The following is a 19,767-nucleotide window of genomic DNA, read 5'->3' as shown; positions in this document are numbered from 1 at the left end:
CCAACTAAATACATAAATGAGTTTCTTTAGAGTTTTATTTGCTATTATTTTTCCGCCACTTTCTGTAATAGACAAAGGTTGTGGTTCTTTCTTTATAATTTTTTTACTAACACTTTGTGGATGGATTCCTGGAGTTATTGGAGCGTTAGTGATTTTGAATAATCCTAAGAATTAAAAAAACGAATTTGTCTTTGCGAATCGAGTTTTTTTACTTGATGTGGCAATCTCATAATAGATGTAGTGAGTTTTATATTTACAGATTACTTCATTGTTGTTCGTAATGACCTTAAGAAATTTGTTCTCCGTTTTTTATAGTTTTAGAAACCTGTAATAAAACAACATTACCATCTGTATTATAAACACCAATTACTAAAACTTCGCTCATAAAGTTTGCAATTTGTCTAGGTTTAAAGTTTACTATAGCAGAAATTTGTTTGTTTAATAGTTCTTCTTTAGTATATAAATCTGTTATTTGAGCACTCGATTTTTTAATGCCTAAATCTCCAAAATCTACTTTTAATTGATATGCAGGCTTTCTGGCTTTTGGAAAATCATTGACTTCTATTATTGTTCCTATTCTAATATCAACTTTTAAAAAATCTTCAAATGTAATTTCTGAATTCATTATTTTTTATTTTCATTAGAATAAGTTCTGAAAGAATATGATTTCTGTACAATTTTCCAACTTCCTTCATATTTTAATAGTAAAAAGTAATCTGTATAAACCCTCCAATTCGGAATTATAATTTCTGCTTTTGCGCTAGCTGCATTGTTTTCATAATCGATAGAAATAATTCTACCAACTCGGTTAGATTTTCTTCCTTTTTTTATTTTAGAAATATATTGCTCTCCAGATCTTATCCATAAACTATCTCTACGAATTGTATATAAATTAAAATCTGGATGAAAAGCTATTTTTAAACGATCTGGTTCTCCGTTTGCAGTACCTTCTATATAGTGAGTTAGAGTTTCAGTAATTTGTTCTAAATCGGTTTTAGTTGTCTTTTGAGCGTGTGTTTTAGAAGAACTAAATACACTAAGAAACAATATTAAAAAAAGATTTTAATTTTCATTTATTTTAATTTTTGAAGTTAAAAAAAGTTGATAAATTTATTTCCAACCTTTTCGAATCATTAATTGTTCTATATGTGCAAAATGATGATTGCAATGCCAAGCATAAATTCCAATATTATCTTTTAAACCCACAATTTCATTACTAGATGGATGGATGAAAGATTTTTCTAATTCTAAACTTGTTAAGTTTTTTAAAAGGTAAACCCATTTAGAGTGAAGTGCTTTTAAAGCATCTATAGATAAAAATATAGGAGCAGATTTAGAATCGTGTAATTCTGCCCATCTCTCTTCATAATATGCTTTAATTACAGGATTGTCTTCGGTTAAAGCCCATTTAAAACGTAAATAAGAATTATGATGGCTATCATAACAATGATGTACAACTTGTCTAATAGACCAACCTCCATCTCTATAAGGAGTATCTAATTGATAGTCGGATAATTTACGAGTTAAAAATTCTAGATTTTGTGGAAAAGTATCGAGTACAGTAATCCAATCTTCGATATTTTTTTGTAATTGTGGTAGGTATATTTGCTTGTCCTATTGGATATTTTAATTTTTCTAGAGTCATTTTTTATTGTGTAATCTTCTTTAAATATCTTTTAGCACTTCTATTTTCAGAATTAATAGCTAAAGCTTTTTTAAAGTTATCGATGGCATTAATAGTATCGTTATTTTTTAGGTAAGCTTCTCCTAAACTATCAAATACATTTGAACTTTTTGGGTGTAGCGCAACATTTATTTTAAAGATTTCTATAGCAGAAATAAAATCTTTTTTTCTCATAAATTCATAGCCTAAACTATTAAATTTACTTTCTCTTATAATAGAGTTTAAAGAATCTTTCTTTTTAATCAATAAAAATGCAGCTAAGGCTTTATTAAATTCTTTAGCTTTAAAATATTCGCTAGGGGTTTTTTCATCTTCATTCATTTTTTTAAAATGATAAAGAATGCCTTCGTGTTCTGTTTTAGGAGTTAATTCTATATGCATTTGAGGATCTTTTACAAAAACCATTTTTTCGTTTAGTTCTTTCATATAAAAAGAACTATCATTTACTTTTAACAACTCAATATCGTTATTTCCTCGCCATTTTGCGTGTAGTTTTTCTTCTTTAAAATATATTTCTAAAACTTCATTAGCATTAAATAAATAGCGTCCAGAAGTTTCTTTTATAAATTCTTTAGAGTTTTTTTGAGAAGTACAACTAATTAATAAAACTAGTAATGATAAAGTGGGTAATAATTTTTTCATGGTTGATTTTCTAAAATGATTCTATATTTTAGACGACTAATTTACAGTTTTTGTTACAAAAATTTTATGTTAAATAAAACTATTAACAAATACTTGGGTCTAAGGTAAAAAATATAATTAATGAAAATATCAATATTTAAGATACTATTAGTAAGCATTTTTCTAATTGGTTGTAGTTCGTCTCCAGAAATTATAGATGAGATTATAGACAATGAAGATGAAATTGATGTGCCAATAATTACTTCAAAACCAAATATTTTATTAGTAATAGCAGATGATGTTAGTAAAGATGCAATTGCTAATTATACAGAAGGTAGCATAAAAGCAAATATGCCTAATTTAGAAAGTTTAATGAGTAAAGGTATAACTTTTAATAATGCTTGGTCTTATTCTGTATGTACTCGTATTCCAAGATCAAATCCTAATAAAATTTAGTTTTTATTTTAAGCAGCATAATTTTGAAGAACAACATACGGTGTTCCTCTTTTAACTACTGCAAAAGCTCTCGCTATTAGTTTGTTTCTAACATTATTTATTGCTAACATTTTATCTTTTCCTTCTGCTAACTTTTTTTGATAATACAATTTTAGTTCGCTATCATGTTGTATTGCAGAAACACTTGCCATACTTAGTAAACTTTTCATCTTTCTATCTCCTAAATAATGACATTGTTTTCGTCTATGAATACTTGTACCAGAGCGATGCTCAAAAGGTGCAGTTCCACAATAACTGGAGAAAGCACGCCAACTTTTAAAACGTGTAAAGTTACCTGTATGATAAATTAATTGACAAGCAACCACAAGACCAATCCCTTTCATACTTTTTAATAATTCGTAGTTTTTACTCATAGAAATATCATCAAAAATTATTTCTTCAATTCTAATTTCTATTGCCTTTACTTGCTTAGATAAATAGTCAATACTTCGCTTTAAACTGATACAACCTAAATCTGTTGTAGAGCTTGTTAAAAGCTCTTTCATCTCTTTTAAAGTACCTTTTAAACCCGCGTTATTTCTAACTAACTGATCTCTTAAAGCTAACAATCTACCTAACTCTAAATGAGAGCTACTTTTAACAGTACTTGGAGTTAACTCTTCTCTGTAAAGCCAACCATATCTTGCTATTACTTGAGCATCTAGTTTATCTGTTTTCTCTTTTACAATCCCTGAAGAACGCTTAATTTTTAACGGACTTTCCTCAACATAAACTACTTTCTTACTATGCAAATAAAGCGCAAGTTTTAAGGAATAATAACCTGTATTCTCAAAACAATAAAAAACAGCACTTTCTTTTGTTGCTTGTAAAACCCATTTTAAGAGGCTTTTGTAACCAACTAAATCGTTCTTAAACTCTTTATGAACTTGGGCATGATAACAATAAGCATCAATCGTCTTTTTTGATACATCAATTCCTACTACTTCTCTGTAATTTTTCATATTTTTACAATTAGAGTGAATAAATATGTTGCAAAAACTACTTCCTTTATCGGGATTTTTTAAACCTGGTATTCCAAATGGTTCTTTGCAACTTTATAACAACAGAGGACTCGTACGTGTAAGGGAACTACAATTCTAAAACACGTTATAGTTCTCCTCTGTTATTACATAAAGATATTTATTACAAACTAAAGAAACACGTTGTAAGTAATTAATACCACTATAATTAAGAATTGGAAGATTTAATCGATAAAATAAAAACAAGACTGCACTTAAGACCTGAGGCTGAAAAGTTTCTTTATTCCATTTCGAAAGAAAAAACACATTCTAAAGGAGAAGTTTTAATTCGCCAAGGACAAATTGTAAAGAAGACATTCTTTGTTACATCAGGTTGCCTAAGATCTTACTGTATTGATAAAAACGGAAAGGAACACACCTTACTTTTTGCTATTAAAGATTGGTGGATAAGCGATTATATAGCTATTCACACTAATGAACTTGCAACATTAACAGTAGAATGTCTTACCGAATCGACAGTTATAGAATTCAACGCCAAAGAACTAGATGGAATTCATTCACGTTTTCCTGAATTTGAATCTTATCAAAGACATAATTTAGAGCGTCATGTAGTTAGTTTGCAAAAGCGTATCTTAAATCAACTACAATTAAGTGCTGCAAAGAGGTATGATTTATTCTTAAAACAATATCCCGACATAGAGCAGCATACTCGAAATTTTCATATCGCATCTTATCTAGGCATCACTCAACAAAGCTTGAGTCGTATTAGAGTAGAAAAAGTAAAAAAATAGCTTTCTTACCATAGGGTAAATTTTCTCTGGAATGCTCATCCTATTTTTGTAACGAATTAAGGATTAAATAAATCGATACAGATATGAAAGCATTACAAATAGTAAAATACGGTGAGATTAAAGACAGTCTAGCCATTAATGAAGTTAACAAACCTACAGTTCAAGCAAATGATGTACTTATTGAAGTTAAGGCTGCTGCCATTAACCCTATAGACAAGAGTATTATTCTTGGAAACCTCCAAGGTATGCTCCCAATACCATTGCCAAGCACTTCTGCTTATGACCTAAGTGGAATTGTTGTAGAAACAGGAAATGAAGTAAGTAATTTTGAAATTGGAGACTTGGTTTATTCAAGAGTTCCGCAAGAACAAATGGGTACATTGGCTGAATTTGTTGCTGTAACTAGTGATGCTGTTTCAAAAAAACCTGGTAACATTTCTTTCGAAGAAGCGGCAAGTTTACCATTGGCAGGACTTACTGCTTTGCAATCTTTGGAGTACGCAGGTATAAAAGAGAACCATAAAGTTCTTATTCATGCTGGTTCTGGAGGTGTTGGAAGTTTCGCTATTCAATATGCTAAAGCTAAAGGAGCTTATGTTTATACCACAACAAGCACAAATAATGTACAATGGGTGAAAGAGCTTGGCGCAGACAGAGTAATCGACTACAAAACGGAGGATTACAAAAGCATAGCCAAAGATGTAGATATCGTGTTTGATACTCTTGGTCAAAACTATTCGCTTGAATCTTTTGAAGTTGTAAAACAAGGTGGAATAGTGGTTAGTGTTGTTGGTCCTTTGGATGAAGCGAGTGCGAAAATGTTCGGCATGGCCGATTATAAATTACCAAAAGAATTGGCTAACGCAAGCAGTGAAAAAAACGCTGAGTACAAATTCATCTTCATGCACCCAAATGGTGCCCATTTAAATGAAATAAAATCATTGGTTGAAGATGAAAAAATCAAACCAATTATTGATAAAATATATTCCTTTTCAGAGAGTGTTGATGCATTCACACACCTTTCGTCAGGAAGAGCAAAAGGTAAAATAGTAATTAAAATCAGTTAAGTATTATTCTAATAAAAATTAAAATCATGATAAAAAAAATATTAATTGGACTAGCGAGTGTAATTGTACTTGCAATCATAGTAATCTACTTTATGTCACGACCTACGCTAGAAGATGATGGTTCATATAGTCCATCAAGTTTAGCATTGAATTTAGGAACTGTTTCTGTAACAGACTTTGAAGACATTAAGTACACGAAATACCAAGGAGCGAGAACTAAGGTTTTGGTGATTTTCACTGAGCAAAAAAACTTGGAGATGAAAAATGGTAAATTCTTTTCTACAGGAAATCATCCCGTGGAAGCACTTTTACCAATGTTACACCTTAAAAATGCAGGGTTTGATTTTGAAATCGTAACTCCTACTGGTAAACCTGTTGTATTCGAAATGTGGGCTTTCCCTAATGAAGACGAGAATGTGAAAGTTATTTACAATGAGTACAAAACGAATTTTGAGCAGCCGAAAAAGTTGACAGACTTTATCGCTAATTCATTTGCGAATGATAGTTCTTATGCTGCTGTATTTGTGCCAGGCGGACATGGTGCAATGATTGGTATTCCAGAAGATAAAAACGTAAGTAAGGTATTGAATTGGGCACATCAAAGTGATTTATTCACCATTACGCTTTGTCATGGACCAGGAGCATTATTATCTACCACGCTGGATAATCAAAAATTTCTCTACGATGGATACAAAATGGCGGTATTTCCAGATGCTGTGGATGAAATGACTCCAATGATAGGATATTTACCAGGACACATGAAAAACGGTGTGAGTGAAAGATTAAAAAACTTAGGTGCAACCATAGTGAATACCGAATCTGATAACACTGTCTGTGTAGATAGAAAACTTATAACTGGTGCAAGTCCCTTAGCATCAAATGAATTAGGAAAACTTGCAGCTAAAACTTTATTGAAAGAGCTCAATTAAAAACTACTTACAACAAGGTATAAAAGCAATAGCGGTTTGGGAGTATTCTCAGACCGCTTTTTGTTTTAATTAAGTATCTTGCTATCTGAAAAGTAATTGCATTTTAATCCGCTACTGCTCTTATACAAGGCCGTTAGGCACAAGCACTCACTCAACTCAAAAAATAATGATAGAAAGTATAATATTTATGATTTTATCCTTTATCGGAATAATCGGATTTATTATTTCGATAATAGTATTATTAATTGGACTAATTAGAAAATCAAGAAAACTGAAAATGACTGGAATAGTTCTATTAATGATTCCTGTTTTTTGTTATGGAATAATTCAATTTTGGTATAAAGTTATAATTCCTAATTCTAATGAAAATATATCTGAAGATTTTGTTGGAGTTTATTCAACTCATAAAATTAAATCAACGAAATTCTTGAAAAGAAACGGATTATATGACAAAGAGAGATTTCTAACATTAAAAAGAAATGGAACGTATGAGTTTGACACTATTCCTGGAGTTGGTTTATGGAAAAAAGGAAGATGGGAATCTGGAGGAATAGATGGAGTATTTAATTTTTATGACGAGAATGAAAACCTAATTGAATGGGGATCACCTTCAGGTAGTGGAAATAATTGCGGAATATCGTTTGAGTATAATCCAACAGAAACAAATAAAGAAAATTTAAGAATTTTATTAAAAAAATTGAATTGAAATAAAGCCAGTGGCTAACAAAGAACTGAGTTAAAAACCAAACAAATTCTTCATTAAATTTAGGCAATAGTCTTCTAGCATTGTTGAAGTAGAATAAATCTCCTTTGGTCGATTTATTTCCAATTCAACAAGCTAAAATTATCATTATAACTTTTATTTTTTTATTTCACTTTTAAGACTGAAACGTGAGCTTCATCATAAGGAATTCCTGATTTAACTATCGAAAAACATTGTTTTAATAGTTTATTGGAAACTGCGATTAATGCTAGTTTTTTACTCTTTCCTTTGTTGGTTATTCGTTCAAATATTGCTGCACAACCCTTATTATGTTTATAGGCGCTAAAAGAACATAAGAAAAGTAAATTCCGTAATTTTCTATTACCAACTTTGCTTATTCTGGCTCTACCTCTTACACTGCTTCCACTTTCTCTAATTGTGGGTGTTATTCCTGCATAACTACACAATTGTGATGACGTCTCAAACTTCTTAAAACCATCTGTAACTACTATTAAAAACAACGCTGTATTCAAACCAATACCAGGAATACTTTGCAATAGCGTCAACTGTTTTTGATGTTCTTTCTTTACTAAAGACAACAATTTATGCTCTATTCCTTTTAACTCTTTATCTAAATATTTAAGCGTTCGTTTTAGTGAACGATACACATAAGGTGATGGGATTCCTAAAACTTTTTCGCCGTGAATTTTGTTTTTTGTAGCCGTTCTTATTTTTAATTGATTATCCATCAAGCGAAACAACTGCAAACATTCACTTTGAACATCTGTAAGTGCAGTATAAAAAGGTACTTCTTGGGTTAATCCATAATTACAAATCGCTTTTGCATCAGCCTTATCCGTTTTTATCTTTGCTAATTTCATCTGTACAAATCGCTTGATAGACAAAGGATTTACAACTGAAACACAAATACCTTGCTTGTACAAAAACTGAGCAAACCTGTAATGATAATAACCTGTAGCCTCCATAACTACTAAACTATTTTTGGGTAGTAATTTGCGAAACTTTTTAAAGCCTAATTCATCATTCTTGAATTGTAAATGACCTTGTATACTACCATAACAATCGAAGACATTTTTACTAATGTCAATTCCAAAAATTTCACTATATTTATTCATAAGAAAATGTTTTATGAAAGAATAACCTACTGGAATCACAACAACTTAAAATCGAGATCTAAAGTCTCACAGAACTGAACGTAATTTTAGTAGAAAAGAGAGAGGATTATCAGTGTTGTCTGAGTCTAAACTCAACCGTATATAGTAACCTTAATTCTCTCTTTTATTCTTTCTGATTAAGTATCAAATTTATTAAAAGACAAACTTAAGCCGTATATAATTTATTGCTAGTTTTAGCCTACTTACGAAAGTCCTCGCGGACTTTCTTGGTCGGTAATTATTTATTAAATTAGTTGCTTGAAACACGCAACAAACCATATACGTATTCCAAGATCAAATCCTAATAAAATTTAGTTTTTGTTTTAAGCAGCATAATTTTGAAGAACAACATACGGTGTTCCTCTTTTAACTACTGCAAAAGCTCTCGCTATTAGTTTGTTTCTAACATTATTTATTGCTAACATTTTATCTTTTCCTTCTGCTAACTTTTTTTGATAATACAATTTTAGTTCGCTATCATGTTGTATTGCAGAAACACTTGCCATACTTAGTAAACTTTTCATCTTTCTATCTCCTAAATAATGACATTGTTTTCGTCTATGAATACTTGTACCAGAGCGATGCTCAAAAGGTGCAGTTCCACAATAACTGGAGAAAGCACGCCAACTTTTAAAACGTGTAAAGTTACCTGTATGATAAATTAATTGACAAGCAACCACAAGACCAATCCCTTTCATACTTTTTAATAATTCGTAGTTTTTACTCATAGAAATATCATCAAAAATTATTTCTTCAATTCTAATTTCTATTGCCTTTACTTGCTTAGATAAATAGTCAATACTTCGCTTTAAACTGATACAACCTAAATCTGTTGTAGAGCTTGTTAAAAGTACTTTCATTTCTTTTAAAGTACCTTTTAAACCCGCGTTATTTCTAACTAACTGATCTCTTAAAGCTAACAATCTACCTAACTCTAAATGAGAGCTACTTTTAACAGTACTTGGAGTTAACTCTTCTCTGTAAAGCCAACCATATCTTGCTATTACTTGAGCATCTAGTTTATCTGTTTTCTCTTTTACAATCCCTGAAGAACGCTTAATTTTTAACGGACTTTCCTCAACATAAACTACTTTCTTACTATGCAAATAAAGCGAAAGTTTTAAGGAATAATAACCTGTATTCTCAAAACAATAAAAAACAGCACTTTTTTTTGTCTCTTTTATAACCCATTTTAAGAGGCTTTTGTAACCTGTTATATCGTTCTTAAACTCTTTATGAACTTGGGCATGATAACAATAAGCATCAATCGTCTTTTTTGATACATCAATTCCTACTACTTCTCTGTAATTTTTCATATTTTTACAATTAGAGTGAATAAATATGTTGCAAAAACTACTTCCTTTATCGGGATTTTTTAAACCTGGTATTCCAAATGGTTCTTTGCAACTTTATAACAACAGAGGACTCGTACGTGTAAGGGAACTACAATTCTAAAACACGTTATAGTTCTCCTCTGTTATTACATAAAGATATTTATTACAAACTAAAGAAACACGTTCGAAATCGACATATCAAAAATATAGAAGTAATTTATTTTTGCACAAAAAATCAAAAATTACAAACGCTACATTTATTTTTTATAAATTAGGTACTTTAAAAACATCCTAAAAAAATGAACCCAATAAAAACCATTCTAGAAAAAATTGAAGAACAGGGTTTATGGGAAAATTCTCTATCTTTAAATCGTAAAGAATATTTAAAAGTAAAAGGTAGTATTGACACTAACTTGTATTTTGTTATTAGCGGAAGTTTAAGAATTTATGTTTTAGAAGAGTTCGAAGAAAACATAATACGGTTTGGTTACAAAAATAACCTTATAGCGGCTTTAGATTCTTTTATTAGCGAAAAACCTTCGGATTTATATATACAAGCTATTAAAAAATCGGAATTAAAAGTTATTAAAAAAAGTACTTTTATGAACTTTGTAGAGAGTTCTGCAGAGAACACCAAGATTTGGCAATTAATGCTTGGTGATTTAATTTTTCAGCAAATGGAAAGAGAACGAGATATTTTAACTTCTTCCCCTTTAGAAAGGTATAAAAGAGTTTTAGCCAGAAGCCCGCAATTATTTCAAGAAATTCCAAACAAATATATTGCTTCTTATTTAAGAATGACACCAGAAACATTATCTAGAATAAAAAAATCTTAATCCAAATCAATGTTTTAGAGAAGAACATTTTCGATTTTTGTATAAAAAATAAAATGACAATAGCATCTGAGAAGTTAATTCAAGATTTAATAGAAAGAACAAGGATACATATTAATAAAGCCGAAAAACTGAACACACAATCAATTGAGAAACTGAATTGGAAAGAAGAAAAAGACAGTTGGAGTGTTTTAGAATGTATAGAGCACTTAAATTTGTATGGCGATTTTTATATACCAGAACTTAAAAAGAGAATTGAAAGCTCTAAAACTAATTCTAAAAAGGATTTTAAATCGGGAATTTTAGGTAATTATTTTGCAAAAAGTATGTTACCGAAAGAGAAATTAAACAAAATGAAAACGTTTAATGATAAAAATCCTGCTGGCAGTGAATTACAAAAAACTACTATTGATCGCTTTATTGAGCAACAAAAACAAACTTTAAATCTTTTAGAATTATCTCGAAAAATAGATTTAAACAAAACAAAAACAGCAATTAGTATCTCTAAATTAATTAAATTAAAAATAGGAGATACTTTTAGAGTTGTTATTTATCATAACGAAAGACATTTAGTACAAGCAGAAAAGGTACTTGCAAAAATGAAATAAATAACACTTCAAAAAAATAAGAGAGTTATTTTAATTTCTAATTCTAGTAGCTTCTAATATTAAATTATTTTTTGCTGTATTTGCTTCTGTGCTTAAAGTATTCATCATTAAATTAGAATTCTCATAAGCATCAAGAGAAAGATTATATAACTCTTCTGTTCCATTATCAAATTTTATGTATTTGTATGTAGTATTTCGAATTGTATACGCATCTTTTTTTCAGAATATACATAATTTCTTTTTTTGCATTTTCATCTGTAAACAGAGAATAAAAACTTTTACTATTATGTATTTCTGTTGAAGAAGCTCCTGCAAGATTTGCAATAGTAGTAAAAAAATCTGTTGTATTTATTAAAGCTTCTTCCTTAGCGCCCATTCTATTAATACCATTTCCAGAAACTACCATAGGTACATTTATACCTCCTTGATACAAACTCCCTTTAACAGTAAACCTAGTATATGGCCCTTGCGCTACTTTGTTTGGAGATCCATTGTCTCCAATAAATAGAACTGTAGTATTGGCTTTTTCTTCTAGGGATAAACTATTTAACAATCTTCCCATTTCTGTATCTAAAGCTTCTAATGCAGATAAATAATAAGGCAATGTATTTGCTTCTATTGAGGCAGCATCTGTAGCTAAACTCCCCTGAGAATGTAAATTTGTAGGTGCTAAATGATAAGGTGTATGTGGAGCGTTGTATGATAACCATAAAAACCAAGGTTTAGTTTGTAATGAAACCCAATCTATGGCTAAGTCTGTTAATTTTGTAGTTGCATATTCTGTTGTATTTGCGCTTATTCCATTTTCTACAACACTCCAATTATAATAATCTGGAATACCACCATTAAGAATGCCTGCATAATAATCTATTCCCATAATTGCAGGATCATTTACATCATTAGAAATATGCCATTTACCTATAATTGCTGTAGCATAGGCGTTATTCGTTTCATTATTAATATATTTCTGCAATGATATTTCTGCTATAGAAATAATATCTCCTACTTCTATTACACCTGTACTATTACCATATTTTCCTGTAATAATAGAAGAACGTGTTTCTTTAGTTTGTAATAAATATCTTTATGTAATAACAGAGGAGAACTATAACGTGTTTTAGAATTGTAGTTCCCTTACACGTACGAGTCCTCTGTTGTTATAAAGTTGCAAAGAACCATTTGGAATACCAGGTTTAAAAATCCCGATAAAGGAAGTAGTTTTTGCAACATATTTATTCACTCTAATTGTAAAAATATGAAAAATTACAGAGAAGTAGTAGGAATTGATGTATCAAAAAAGACGATTGATGCTTATTGTTATCATGCCCAAGTTCATAAAGAGTTTAAGAACGATTTAGTTGGTTACAAAAGCCTCTTAAAATGGGTTTTACAAGCAACAAAAGAAAGTGCTGTTTTTTATTGTTTTGAGAATACAGGTTATTATTCCTTAAAACTTGCGCTTTATTTGCATAGTAAGAAAGTAGTTTATGTTGAGGAAAGTCCGTTAAAAATTAAGCGTTCTTCAGGGATTGTAAAAGAGAAAACAGATAAACTAGATGCTCAAGTAATAGCAAGATATGGTTGGCTTTACAGAGAAGAGTTAACTCCAAGTACTGTTAAAAGTAGCTCTCATTTAGAGTTAGGTAGATTGTTAGCTTTAAGAGATCAGTTAGTTAGAAATAACGCGGGTTTAAAAGGTACTTTAAAAGAGATGAAAGAGCTTTTAACAAGCTCTACAACAGATTTAGGTTGTATCAGTTTAAAGCGAAGTATTGACTATTTATCTAAGCAAGTAAAGGCAATAGAAATTAGAATTGAAGAAATAATTTTTGATGATATTTCTATGAGTAAAAACTACGAATTATTAAAAAGTATGAAAGGGATTGGTCTTGTGGTTGCTTGTCAATTAATTTATCATACAGGTAACTTTACACGTTTTAAAAGTTGGCGTGCTTTCTCCAGTTATTGTGGAACTGCACCTTTTGAGCATCGCTCTGGTACAAGTATTCATAGACGAAAACAATGTCATTATTTAGGAGATAGAAAGATGAAAAGTTTACTAAGTATGGCAAGTGTTTCTGCAATACAACATGATAGCGAACTAAAATTGTATTATCAAAAAAAGTTAGCAGAAGGAAAAGATAAAATGTTAGCAATAAATAATGTTAGAAACAAACTAATAGCGAGAGCTTTTGCAGTAGTTAAAAGAGGAACACCGTATGTTGTTCTTCAAAATTATGCTGCTTAAAATAAAAACTAAATTTTATTAGGATTTGATCTTGGAATACGTATATGAAAAGTAGCGGATTAAAATGCACTTACTTTTCGCAAGGCAATATACTTAATAAAACACAAAAGCGGTTCAGGTAAGCACCTAAACCGCTATTTTTTATATACCGTGTTAGCGGTCGTTGTTTTTCAGTTCGCCTTTTGTTTCTTTGATGATTTTGCAATTTTATTAAATTCTAAACACAAATTCACAAAATATTCAAAATCTTTTCTGTCCTTATAGCCATCAGGATTGATGTAACAATAGCCTTTATATTCTTTGCCTTTCATTAACATTGTTTCGTAGCCATCTTTTTCCGAAAGTTCCTCTTGTAGTTTTGGGTCAAATCGCAACATTAAGTTTTGACCGCTTATACAAATACAGGTTTTTCCATTTACCATAAAGTTCAGAACATTGAACATTTCCTTTTCTTCAACTTCTATCTTCGGTATTTCGGCAATATATTCTCTAACTCTATTAACAAGATTTACGTCATAAGTCATAATTTATTTCCTTGAGTGAAGTCCAATCGTATTGCCATCTCTATCCATTATAATAGATACGAAACCAAAATCTCCAATCGACATTTTTGGTCTAATAATTTTTCCGCCTGCTTTCTCTACTAAATTTTCCTCCGTTATGCAGTCTTTTGATTCAAAATAAATTATAGTGTTATTACTATTTGATACAAAGTTTTCTTTTTCAACTAATGCTCCAGTTATATTTAAACCTTTTGGGTCAAAAGGGAAACCAGATTGTTTGCCGAATTCAATTGGAAAATCTACGAGTTTGATGTTAAAAACAGTTTCATAGAATTCTTTGGCATTGTTTAAATTTGATACATTGATGTCGAACCAGTTTACAGGATTTACGTTTTTCATTTTTATTTGTTTTAATAATTATTTTGCTTTATTGCAATGCAAATATGCGATGAGTTTTAAACGTAAAATTGTAAAAATGGGACAATTCTAATTTTTGCTATCAAAAATCAATGACATTTTTAAATCCTCTCCATAAAATTCTTTTGGTGTTAAACCTGTAAACTCTTTAAAGTCTTTTATGAAGTGTGCTTGGTCAAAATATTCATTTTCATAAGCCAAATCTGTTAAACTTGCTTGTTCTTTATTCAGTAAGGTTTTCAAAGTTGCTTGTATTCTAATTGTCTTTGCAAGTTGCTTTGGGCTTAAACCAATAACTGAAGAAAATTTGCGGGATAATTGCCTTCTGCTTATATTTTTACTTGTAGAAAACTCATTTACTGAAAATTGTCCATTTGTATTAAAAATTGTTTCAACTGTAGATTTTACAATATTGTCAATAGTTTTTTTATTGGATAATTCTTTAAATAGAAAGGTCTCAACTATTTGTATTCTTGTAGGTGTAGCGTTAGCATTTAAGATTTGTTCGCCAAGTTTTTTACCCTTTTCTCCAAATAATTTGTCCAATGGTATAGCAGTATTTTCCATTTCTTTAATTGGAATTGTCGTAAAAGGCAAAAAGCCATTTGGCTTGAATTGCACAACGAAACTACCTGTTATTCCAGTTGGCTCTATCACATAAGGCTTTGTCAATTGTCCAATTAAAAAGCAATTTGGTAAAATTGTTATTTCGCCACCTTGTGAATGATGTTTATATGTGTCGCCATAATGGAAAATTAATTTCATTGTTCCGTCTGGTACAATGGTATTTTTCAAAGGCGTATTTTCTTTTTCTCCATCCAATGTCCAGTAGCGTTTAACGTACTCTGTCAAATCAAGGTTAGGTTCAAATGTTTTTGGATTTAATTGCATTGTTCTGGGTTTGCAAGATTTTTTTCAATGACCGCTAACGAGTTTGTGTATGATTAGTTGCGTGTTTGAGCAACTAATTTAGCAAATAAAAAACGAATAGGAAATTCCGCAGGAATTTTCGTAATCCATCCAGAACTAGCAATGAATTATACACGTCTTAAGTTTGTAAAACATTAAATTAGATTTATAAACAGAAAGCACAAAAGAGAGGAATAAGGTTATTATACACGCAGAAGCCAAGACTTCGTCAACATTGAAAATCCCCTCTCTTTTCTACACAGATTTCGTACAGTTCTATGAGGCTATTTAGACCTCGATTTTAAGTCGTTGAAACTCGCGTAGATTGTCCTTTCACAAAACATTTTCTTATGATTAAAGATACAAAATATTTTGGGATTGACGTCAGTCATTTAGTTTTTGATGTTACAGATTCAGGGGGTAATTATTACCAATTTAAAAACAGTATTACAGGTTTTAAAAAGCTTGTAAAACTCTTAGGTTCTGATAGTCATTGTGTAATGGAAGCCACGGGCTATTATCATTATCAATTGGCTTATTATTTACAAGAATCTGGTTTTCAATTATCAGTAGAAAATCCATTATCTGTAAAAAGATTTATTCAGATGAAATTGTCAAAGATTAAGACAGATAAGAGTGATTCGAGATTAATTTGTGAGTATGCAAAACAAGTAGAATTAAAATTATGGAAAGGTAATTCAAAGCATCAATTAGAATGTTTATAAATGACTAGACTCCTTTCTACCTATACAAAACAGAGCACAATGCTAAAAAACAAGATTCATGGCGAATTGGTTTTAGGTACACCAAGTAAAGCAGTTGTAAGTTCTTTAAAACAAAGTTTAAAATATCTTGAAAAACAGATGAAAAGTTTAGAGGATAAATTATTAATTTTAGTAAAACAAGAGCATCAAGAAGTTTTAATTAGCTTAAAAAGTATACCAGGAATAGGAGATAAGACAGCTCTAATGTTAGTTGTTTTAACAGATGGATTTGAGAGATTTACAAGTGCAAAAGAGTTGTGTAGTTATGCAGGCTTAACTCCCATTATTAGGCAAAGTGGAAGTAGCGTAAAAGGACGTCCGAGAATTAGTAAAATAGGCAACCAAAAGCTGCGAAATTTATTATTTATGTGCAGTTTTAATGCTTGTAAATATAACAAAGCTTGTAAGGCACTTTATGATCGAATTGTTGCCAAAGGGAAGAGTAAAAAACTAGCATTAATAGCAGTATGTAATAAGTTACTAAAACAGGCTTTTGCAATTGCAAAATCAGGATTAATATATGATAACAACTATAAAAGTACTTTAGTGCAAAATTAATGAGTTTTTACTTGTTTTTTACCACAGTACTTTGTTATAAACTGGTACGACAGATAAGAGTGATCACGTTTATATTAGAGTGTTGAAGTAGGAGTAATCACATTTTGAGAGAAGAGTCAGTATTGTGTTTCTTTTTAATTGAAAACATCTTTAAACTCGCTTATAATCATTTTAAATAGAATAGATCCTTTTCAGAATGTTGTTAAAGACTTATCTATTTTAAACAAAAAAAACTTATGAAAGAAAATGAATTTTACGCAAGAGTAAAAATTCTGATTATTTTTTTGATTTATTATAAACTTTTTAAATAATAGAAATCTATTTGATGCAAAAATTCCGCAGGAGTAAGAATTCGATAATTTTAGTTTTTTTTAAATCTATTTAATTTGGAGTTACAATTTCGGAGTACTTGTTTGTAACGTGTTTCTTTAGTTTGTAATAAATATCTTTATGTAATAACAGAGGAGAACTATAACGTGTTTTAGAATTGTAGTTCCCTTACACGTACGAGTCCTCTGTTGTTATAAAGTTGCAAAGAACCATTTGGAATACCAGGTTTAAAAAATCCCGATAAAGGAAGTAGTTTTTGCAACATATTTATTCACTCTAATTGTAAAAATATGAAAAATTACAGAGAAGTAGTAGGAATTGATGTATCAAAAAAGACGATTGATGCTTATTGTTATCATGCCCAAGTTCATAAAGAGTTTAAGAACGATTTAGTTGGTTACAAAAGCCTCTTAAAATGGGTTTTACAAGCAACAAAAGAAAGTGCTGTTTTTTATTGTTTTGAGAATACAGGTTATTATTCCTTAAAACTTGCGCTTTATTTGCATAGTAAGAAAGTAGTTTATGTTGAGGAAAGTCCGTTAAAAATTAAGCGTTCTTCAGGGATTGTAAAAGAGAAAACAGATAAACTAGATGCTCAAGTAATAGCAAGATATGGTTGGCTTTACAGAGAAGAGTTAACTCCAAGTACTGTTAAAAGTAGCTCTCATTTAGAGTTAGGTAGATTGTTAGCTTTAAGAGATCAGTTAGTTAGAAATAACGCGGGTTTAAAAGGTACTTTAAAAGAGATGAAAGAGCTTTTAACAAGCTCTACAACAGATTTAGGTTGTATCAGTTTAAAGCGAAGTATTGACTATTTATCTAAGCAAGTAAAGGCAATAGAAATTAGAATTGAAGAAATAATTTTTGATGATATTTCTATGAGTAAAAACTACGAATTATTAAAAAGTATGAAAGGGATTGGTCTTGTGGTTGCTTGTCAATTAATTTATCATACAGGTAACTTTACACGTTTTAAAAGTTGGCGTGCTTTCTCCAGTTATTGTGGAACTGCACCTTTTGAGCATCGCTCTGGTACAAGTATTCATAGACGAAAACAATGTCATTATTTAGGAGATAGAAAGATGAAAAGTTTACTAAGTATGGCAAGTGTTTCTGCAATACAACATGATAGCGAACTAAAATTGTATTATCAAAAAAAGTTAGCAGAAGGAAAAGATAAAATGTTAGCAATAAATAATGTTAGAAACAAACTAATAGCGAGAGCTTTTGCAGTAGTTAAAAGAGGAACACCGTATGTTGTTCTTCAAAATTATGCTGCTTAAAATAAAAACTAAATTTTATTAGGATTTGATCTTCGGTCGTGTATATGGCTCGTAGCGTGCAAATTGGAAAATTATTTTCGGATTGAGCACAAGCCAGATTTTTAAATTTTACTATTTATCTTTTTTATTGGAAAGTCGTCAAATTTAAAAATTTGGCGACTTTCCAAATATACCTTAACATCGATTAAGCAACTAATTAGCTATGAGCTATATACGTCTTAAGTTTGTCTTTTAATAAATTTGATACTTAATCAGAAAGAATAAAAGAGAGAATTAAGGTTACTATATACGGTTGAGTTTAGACTCAGACAACACTGATAATCCTCTCTCTTTTCTACTAAAATTACGTTCAGTTCTGTGAGACTTTAGATCTCGATTTTAAGTTGTTGTGATTCCAGTAGGTTATTCTTTCATAAAACATTTTCTTATGAATAAATATAGTGAAATTTTTGGAATTGACATTAGTAAAAATGTCTTCGATTGTTATGGTAGTATACAAGGTCATTTACAATTCAAGAATGATGAATTAGGCTTTAAAAAGTTTCGCAAATTACTACCCAAAAATAGTTTAGTAGTTATGGAGGCTACAGGTTATTATCATTACAGGTTTGCTCAGTTTTTGTACAAGCAAGGTATTTGTGTTTCAGTTGTAAATCCTTTGTCTATCAAGCGATTTGTACAGATGAAATTAGCAAAGATAAAAACGGATAAGGCTGATGCAAAAGCGATTTGTAATTATGGATTAACCCAAGAAGTACCTTTTTATACTGCACTTACAGATGTTCAAAGTGAATGTTTGCAGTTGTTTCGCTTGATGGATAATCAATTAAAAATAAGAACGGCTACAAAAAACAAAATTCACGGCGAAAAAGTTTTAGGAATCCCATCACCTTATGTGTATCGTTCACTAAAACGAACGCTTAAATATTTAGATAAAGAGTTAAAAGGAATAGAGCATAAATTGTTGTCTTTAGTAAAGAAAGAACATCAAAAACAGTTGACGCTATTGCAAAGTATTCCTGGTATTGGTTTGAAGACAGCGTTGTTTTTAATAGTAGTTACAGATGGTTTTAAGAAGTTTGAGACGTCATCACAATTGTGTAGTTATGCAGGAATAACACCCACAATTAGAGAAAGTGGAAGCAGTGTAAGAGGTAGAGCCAGAATAAGCAAAGTTGGTAATAGAAAATTACGGAATTTACTTTTCTTATGTTCTTTTAGCGCCTATAAACATAATAAGGGTTGTGCAGCAATATTTGAACGAATAACCAACAAAGGAAAGAGTAAAAAACTAGCATTAATCGCAGTTTCCAATAAACTATTAAAACAATGTTTTTCGATAGTTAAATCAGGAATTCCTTATGATGAAGCTCACGTTTCAGTCTTAAAAGTGAAATAAAAAAATAAAAGTTATAATGATAATTTTAGCTTGTTGAATTGGAAATAAATCGACCAAAGGAGATTTATTCTACTTCAACAATGCTAGAAGACTATTGCCTAAATTTAATGAAGAATTTGTTTGGTTTTTAACTCAG

General features: G+C 30.2%; 21 protein-coding genes and 2 pseudogenes. 12 read left to right on the top strand and 11 right to left on the bottom strand.

Annotation, left to right across the window (positions count from 1 at the left end):
• The first annotated feature begins 16 nt into the window (after window positions 1-16).
• The gene (locus tag N5A56_RS00410; protein WP_076686390.1) at window positions 17-175 is read left to right on the top strand and encodes a YqaE/Pmp3 family membrane protein; all 159 of its coding nucleotides are present in this window, start codon (window positions 17-19) and stop codon (window positions 173-175) included.
• A 111-nt stretch (window positions 176-286) separates the two neighbouring features.
• Here the strand turns inward: N5A56_RS00410 and N5A56_RS00405 are convergent, their stop codons facing one another.
• From N5A56_RS00405 to N5A56_RS00390, 4 genes are all read right to left on the bottom strand, one after another.
• Window positions 287-625, bottom strand: coding sequence for a tRNA-binding protein (locus N5A56_RS00405; RefSeq protein ID WP_265724288.1), 339 nt, complete (start codon window positions 623-625; stop codon window positions 287-289).
• Complete coding sequence (locus N5A56_RS00400) at window positions 625-1,047, bottom strand: nuclear transport factor 2 family protein (protein ID WP_274270114.1); 423 nt, start codon at window positions 1,045-1,047, stop codon at window positions 625-627. The genes N5A56_RS00405 and N5A56_RS00400 overlap by 1 nt, the downstream gene beginning before the upstream one ends.
• A 63-nt stretch (window positions 1,048-1,110) precedes the next feature.
• Window positions 1,111-1,566 (bottom strand): YfiT family bacillithiol transferase, encoded by a 456-nt coding sequence (locus tag N5A56_RS00395; protein WP_337994749.1) that lies wholly within the window; start codon window positions 1,564-1,566, stop codon window positions 1,111-1,113.
• An 82-nt stretch (window positions 1,567-1,648) separates the two neighbouring features.
• Entirely contained in the window at window positions 1,649-2,326 is a 678-nt protein-coding gene (locus N5A56_RS00390) for a tetratricopeptide repeat protein (RefSeq protein ID WP_265724290.1), read from the bottom strand.
• Window positions 2,327-2,446: 120 nt separating this feature from the next.
• Here N5A56_RS00390 and N5A56_RS00385 point away from each other — a divergent pair, with 120 nt between their 5' ends.
• Window positions 2,447-2,761, top strand: a complete 315-nt coding sequence (locus tag N5A56_RS00385; protein ID WP_265724291.1) for a sulfatase-like hydrolase/transferase — start codon at window positions 2,447-2,449, stop codon at window positions 2,759-2,761.
• 8 nt (window positions 2,762-2,769) lie between these two features.
• Here N5A56_RS00385 and N5A56_RS00380 read toward each other — a convergent pair whose 3' ends face one another.
• On the bottom strand, window positions 2,770-3,762 hold the full coding sequence (locus N5A56_RS00380) for an IS110 family RNA-guided transposase (RefSeq protein WP_265724292.1): 993 nt from the start codon (window positions 3,760-3,762) through the stop codon (window positions 2,770-2,772).
• Between the two features lie 233 nt (window positions 3,763-3,995).
• Here N5A56_RS00380 and N5A56_RS00375 point away from each other — a divergent pair, with 233 nt between their 5' ends.
• The 4 genes from N5A56_RS00375 to N5A56_RS00360 all read left to right on the top strand — a co-directional run bounded on the left by N5A56_RS00375 (window position 3,996) and on the right by N5A56_RS00360 (window position 7,273).
• Entirely contained in the window at window positions 3,996-4,571 is a 576-nt protein-coding gene (locus N5A56_RS00375) for a Crp/Fnr family transcriptional regulator (RefSeq protein ID WP_265724293.1), read from the top strand.
• A gap of 83 nt (window positions 4,572-4,654) precedes the next feature.
• Window positions 4,655-5,638 (top strand): NADP-dependent oxidoreductase, encoded by a 984-nt coding sequence (locus N5A56_RS00370; RefSeq protein WP_265724294.1) that lies wholly within the window; start codon window positions 4,655-4,657, stop codon window positions 5,636-5,638.
• Window positions 5,639-5,664: 26 nt separating this feature from the next.
• Window positions 5,665-6,567: a glyoxalase III HchA gene (hchA, locus tag N5A56_RS00365; RefSeq protein WP_265724295.1), complete on the top strand. Its 903-nt coding sequence runs from the start codon at window positions 5,665-5,667 to the stop codon at window positions 6,565-6,567.
• 277 nt (window positions 6,568-6,844) lie between these two features.
• A complete protein-coding gene (locus tag N5A56_RS00360; RefSeq protein WP_274270113.1) occupies window positions 6,845-7,273 on the top strand; it encodes a hypothetical protein in 429 nt (142 codons plus the stop codon).
• A gap of 161 nt (window positions 7,274-7,434) precedes the next feature.
• On the opposite strand, the gene N5A56_RS00355 is transcribed toward N5A56_RS00360, so the two are convergent.
• Complete coding sequence (locus tag N5A56_RS00355; RefSeq protein ID WP_265724297.1) at window positions 7,435-8,406, bottom strand: transposase; 972 nt, start codon at window positions 8,404-8,406, stop codon at window positions 7,435-7,437.
• Window positions 8,407-8,768: 362 nt separating this feature from the next.
• Entirely contained in the window at window positions 8,769-9,761 is a 993-nt protein-coding gene (locus N5A56_RS00350) for an IS110 family RNA-guided transposase (RefSeq protein WP_265724298.1), read from the bottom strand.
• Between the two features lie 317 nt (window positions 9,762-10,078).
• Between N5A56_RS00350 and N5A56_RS00345 the strand changes: the two genes are divergently transcribed.
• Together N5A56_RS00345 and N5A56_RS00340 are read left to right on the top strand one after the other, a co-directional pair.
• The gene (locus N5A56_RS00345; RefSeq protein WP_265724299.1) at window positions 10,079-10,615 is read left to right on the top strand and encodes a Crp/Fnr family transcriptional regulator; all 537 of its coding nucleotides are present in this window, start codon (window positions 10,079-10,081) and stop codon (window positions 10,613-10,615) included.
• Window positions 10,616-10,668: 53 nt separating this feature from the next.
• Window positions 10,669-11,220, top strand: a complete 552-nt coding sequence (locus tag N5A56_RS00340; protein ID WP_265724300.1) for a DinB family protein — start codon at window positions 10,669-10,671, stop codon at window positions 11,218-11,220.
• A gap of 166 nt (window positions 11,221-11,386) precedes the next feature.
• Here the strand turns inward: N5A56_RS00340 and N5A56_RS00335 are convergent.
• Window positions 11,387-12,280 (bottom strand): annotated as a pseudogene (locus tag N5A56_RS00335) (sulfatase-like hydrolase/transferase); the annotation flags it as partial.
• Window positions 12,281-12,475: 195 nt separating this feature from the next.
• On the opposite strand from N5A56_RS00335, the gene N5A56_RS00330 reads away from it, so the two are divergent.
• The gene (locus N5A56_RS00330; protein ID WP_265724292.1) at window positions 12,476-13,468 is read left to right on the top strand and encodes an IS110 family RNA-guided transposase; all 993 of its coding nucleotides are present in this window, start codon (window positions 12,476-12,478) and stop codon (window positions 13,466-13,468) included.
• Between the two features lie 170 nt (window positions 13,469-13,638).
• On the opposite strand, the gene N5A56_RS00325 is transcribed toward N5A56_RS00330, so the two are convergent.
• The 3 genes from N5A56_RS00325 to N5A56_RS00315 all read right to left on the bottom strand — a co-directional run bounded on the left by N5A56_RS00325 (window position 13,639) and on the right by N5A56_RS00315 (window position 15,279).
• A complete protein-coding gene (locus N5A56_RS00325; RefSeq protein ID WP_265724301.1) occupies window positions 13,639-13,992 on the bottom strand; it encodes a TfoX/Sxy family protein in 354 nt (117 codons plus the stop codon).
• Window positions 13,993-13,995: 3 nt separating this feature from the next.
• Window positions 13,996-14,370: a VOC family protein gene (locus tag N5A56_RS00320; RefSeq protein WP_265724302.1), complete on the bottom strand. Its 375-nt coding sequence runs from the start codon at window positions 14,368-14,370 to the stop codon at window positions 13,996-13,998.
• Between the two features lie 87 nt (window positions 14,371-14,457).
• Window positions 14,458-15,279 carry an AraC family transcriptional regulator gene (locus tag N5A56_RS00315; protein ID WP_265724303.1) on the bottom strand — a complete coding sequence of 274 codons (822 nt, stop codon included), beginning with the start codon at window positions 15,277-15,279 and terminating at the stop codon, window positions 14,458-14,460.
• A 368-nt stretch (window positions 15,280-15,647) separates the two neighbouring features.
• On the opposite strand from N5A56_RS00315, the pseudogene N5A56_RS00310 reads away from it, so the two are divergent.
• From N5A56_RS00310 to N5A56_RS00300, 3 genes and pseudogenes are all read left to right on the top strand, one after another.
• A pseudogene (locus N5A56_RS00310) lies at window positions 15,648-16,619 on the top strand (IS110 family RNA-guided transposase).
• 620 nt (window positions 16,620-17,239) lie between these two features.
• On the top strand, window positions 17,240-18,232 hold the full coding sequence (locus tag N5A56_RS00305; RefSeq protein WP_265724292.1) for an IS110 family RNA-guided transposase: 993 nt from the start codon (window positions 17,240-17,242) through the stop codon (window positions 18,230-18,232).
• 427 nt (window positions 18,233-18,659) lie between these two features.
• A complete protein-coding gene (locus tag N5A56_RS00300; protein ID WP_265724304.1) occupies window positions 18,660-19,631 on the top strand; it encodes a transposase in 972 nt (323 codons plus the stop codon).
• The last annotated feature ends 136 nt before the right edge of the window (window positions 19,632-19,767 follow it).

The organism is Polaribacter ponticola, from assembly GCF_026191475.2.
GTDB classification, from domain to species: Bacteria; Bacteroidota; Bacteroidia; order Flavobacteriales; family Flavobacteriaceae; genus Polaribacter; species Polaribacter ponticola.
The sequence above is the reverse complement of the archived record's forward strand: the minus strand, read 5'-3'. Positions and strand labels throughout refer to the sequence as shown.

Excerpts from the sequence above, each read along its gene's own strand:
- N5A56_RS00370 (WP_265724294.1), top strand. The coding sequence starts at position 4,655 with ATGAAAGCATTACAAATAGTAAAATACGGTGAGATTAAAGACAGTCTA.
- N5A56_RS00300 (WP_265724304.1), top strand. The coding sequence starts at position 18,660 with ATGAATAAATATAGTGAAATTTTTGGAATTGACATTAGTAAAAATGTC.
- N5A56_RS00315 (WP_265724303.1), bottom strand. The coding sequence starts at position 15,279 with ATGCAATTAAATCCAAAAACATTTGAACCTAACCTTGATTTGACAGAG.
- N5A56_RS00330 (WP_265724292.1), top strand. The coding sequence starts at position 12,476 with ATGAAAAATTACAGAGAAGTAGTAGGAATTGATGTATCAAAAAAGACG.
- N5A56_RS00385 (WP_265724291.1), top strand. The coding sequence starts at position 2,447 with ATGAAAATATCAATATTTAAGATACTATTAGTAAGCATTTTTCTAATT.
- N5A56_RS00355 (WP_265724297.1), bottom strand. The coding sequence starts at position 8,406 with ATGAATAAATATAGTGAAATTTTTGGAATTGACATTAGTAAAAATGTC.
- N5A56_RS00360 (WP_274270113.1), top strand. The coding sequence starts at position 6,845 with ATGACTGGAATAGTTCTATTAATGATTCCTGTTTTTTGTTATGGAATA.
- N5A56_RS00390 (WP_265724290.1), bottom strand. The coding sequence starts at position 2,326 with ATGAAAAAATTATTACCCACTTTATCATTACTAGTTTTATTAATTAGT.
- N5A56_RS00305 (WP_265724292.1), top strand. The coding sequence starts at position 17,240 with ATGAAAAATTACAGAGAAGTAGTAGGAATTGATGTATCAAAAAAGACG.
- N5A56_RS00350 (WP_265724298.1), bottom strand. The coding sequence starts at position 9,761 with ATGAAAAATTACAGAGAAGTAGTAGGAATTGATGTATCAAAAAAGACG.
- N5A56_RS00345 (WP_265724299.1), top strand. The coding sequence starts at position 10,079 with ATGAACCCAATAAAAACCATTCTAGAAAAAATTGAAGAACAGGGTTTA.
- N5A56_RS00340 (WP_265724300.1), top strand. The coding sequence starts at position 10,669 with ATGACAATAGCATCTGAGAAGTTAATTCAAGATTTAATAGAAAGAACA.
- hchA (WP_265724295.1), top strand. The coding sequence starts at position 5,665 with ATGATAAAAAAAATATTAATTGGACTAGCGAGTGTAATTGTACTTGCA.
- N5A56_RS00380 (WP_265724292.1), bottom strand. The coding sequence starts at position 3,762 with ATGAAAAATTACAGAGAAGTAGTAGGAATTGATGTATCAAAAAAGACG.
- N5A56_RS00405 (WP_265724288.1), bottom strand. The coding sequence starts at position 625 with ATGAATTCAGAAATTACATTTGAAGATTTTTTAAAAGTTGATATTAGA.
- N5A56_RS00410 (WP_076686390.1), top strand. The coding sequence starts at position 17 with ATGAGTTTCTTTAGAGTTTTATTTGCTATTATTTTTCCGCCACTTTCT.
- N5A56_RS00325 (WP_265724301.1), bottom strand. The coding sequence starts at position 13,992 with ATGACTTATGACGTAAATCTTGTTAATAGAGTTAGAGAATATATTGCC.
- N5A56_RS00320 (WP_265724302.1), bottom strand. The coding sequence starts at position 14,370 with ATGAAAAACGTAAATCCTGTAAACTGGTTCGACATCAATGTATCAAAT.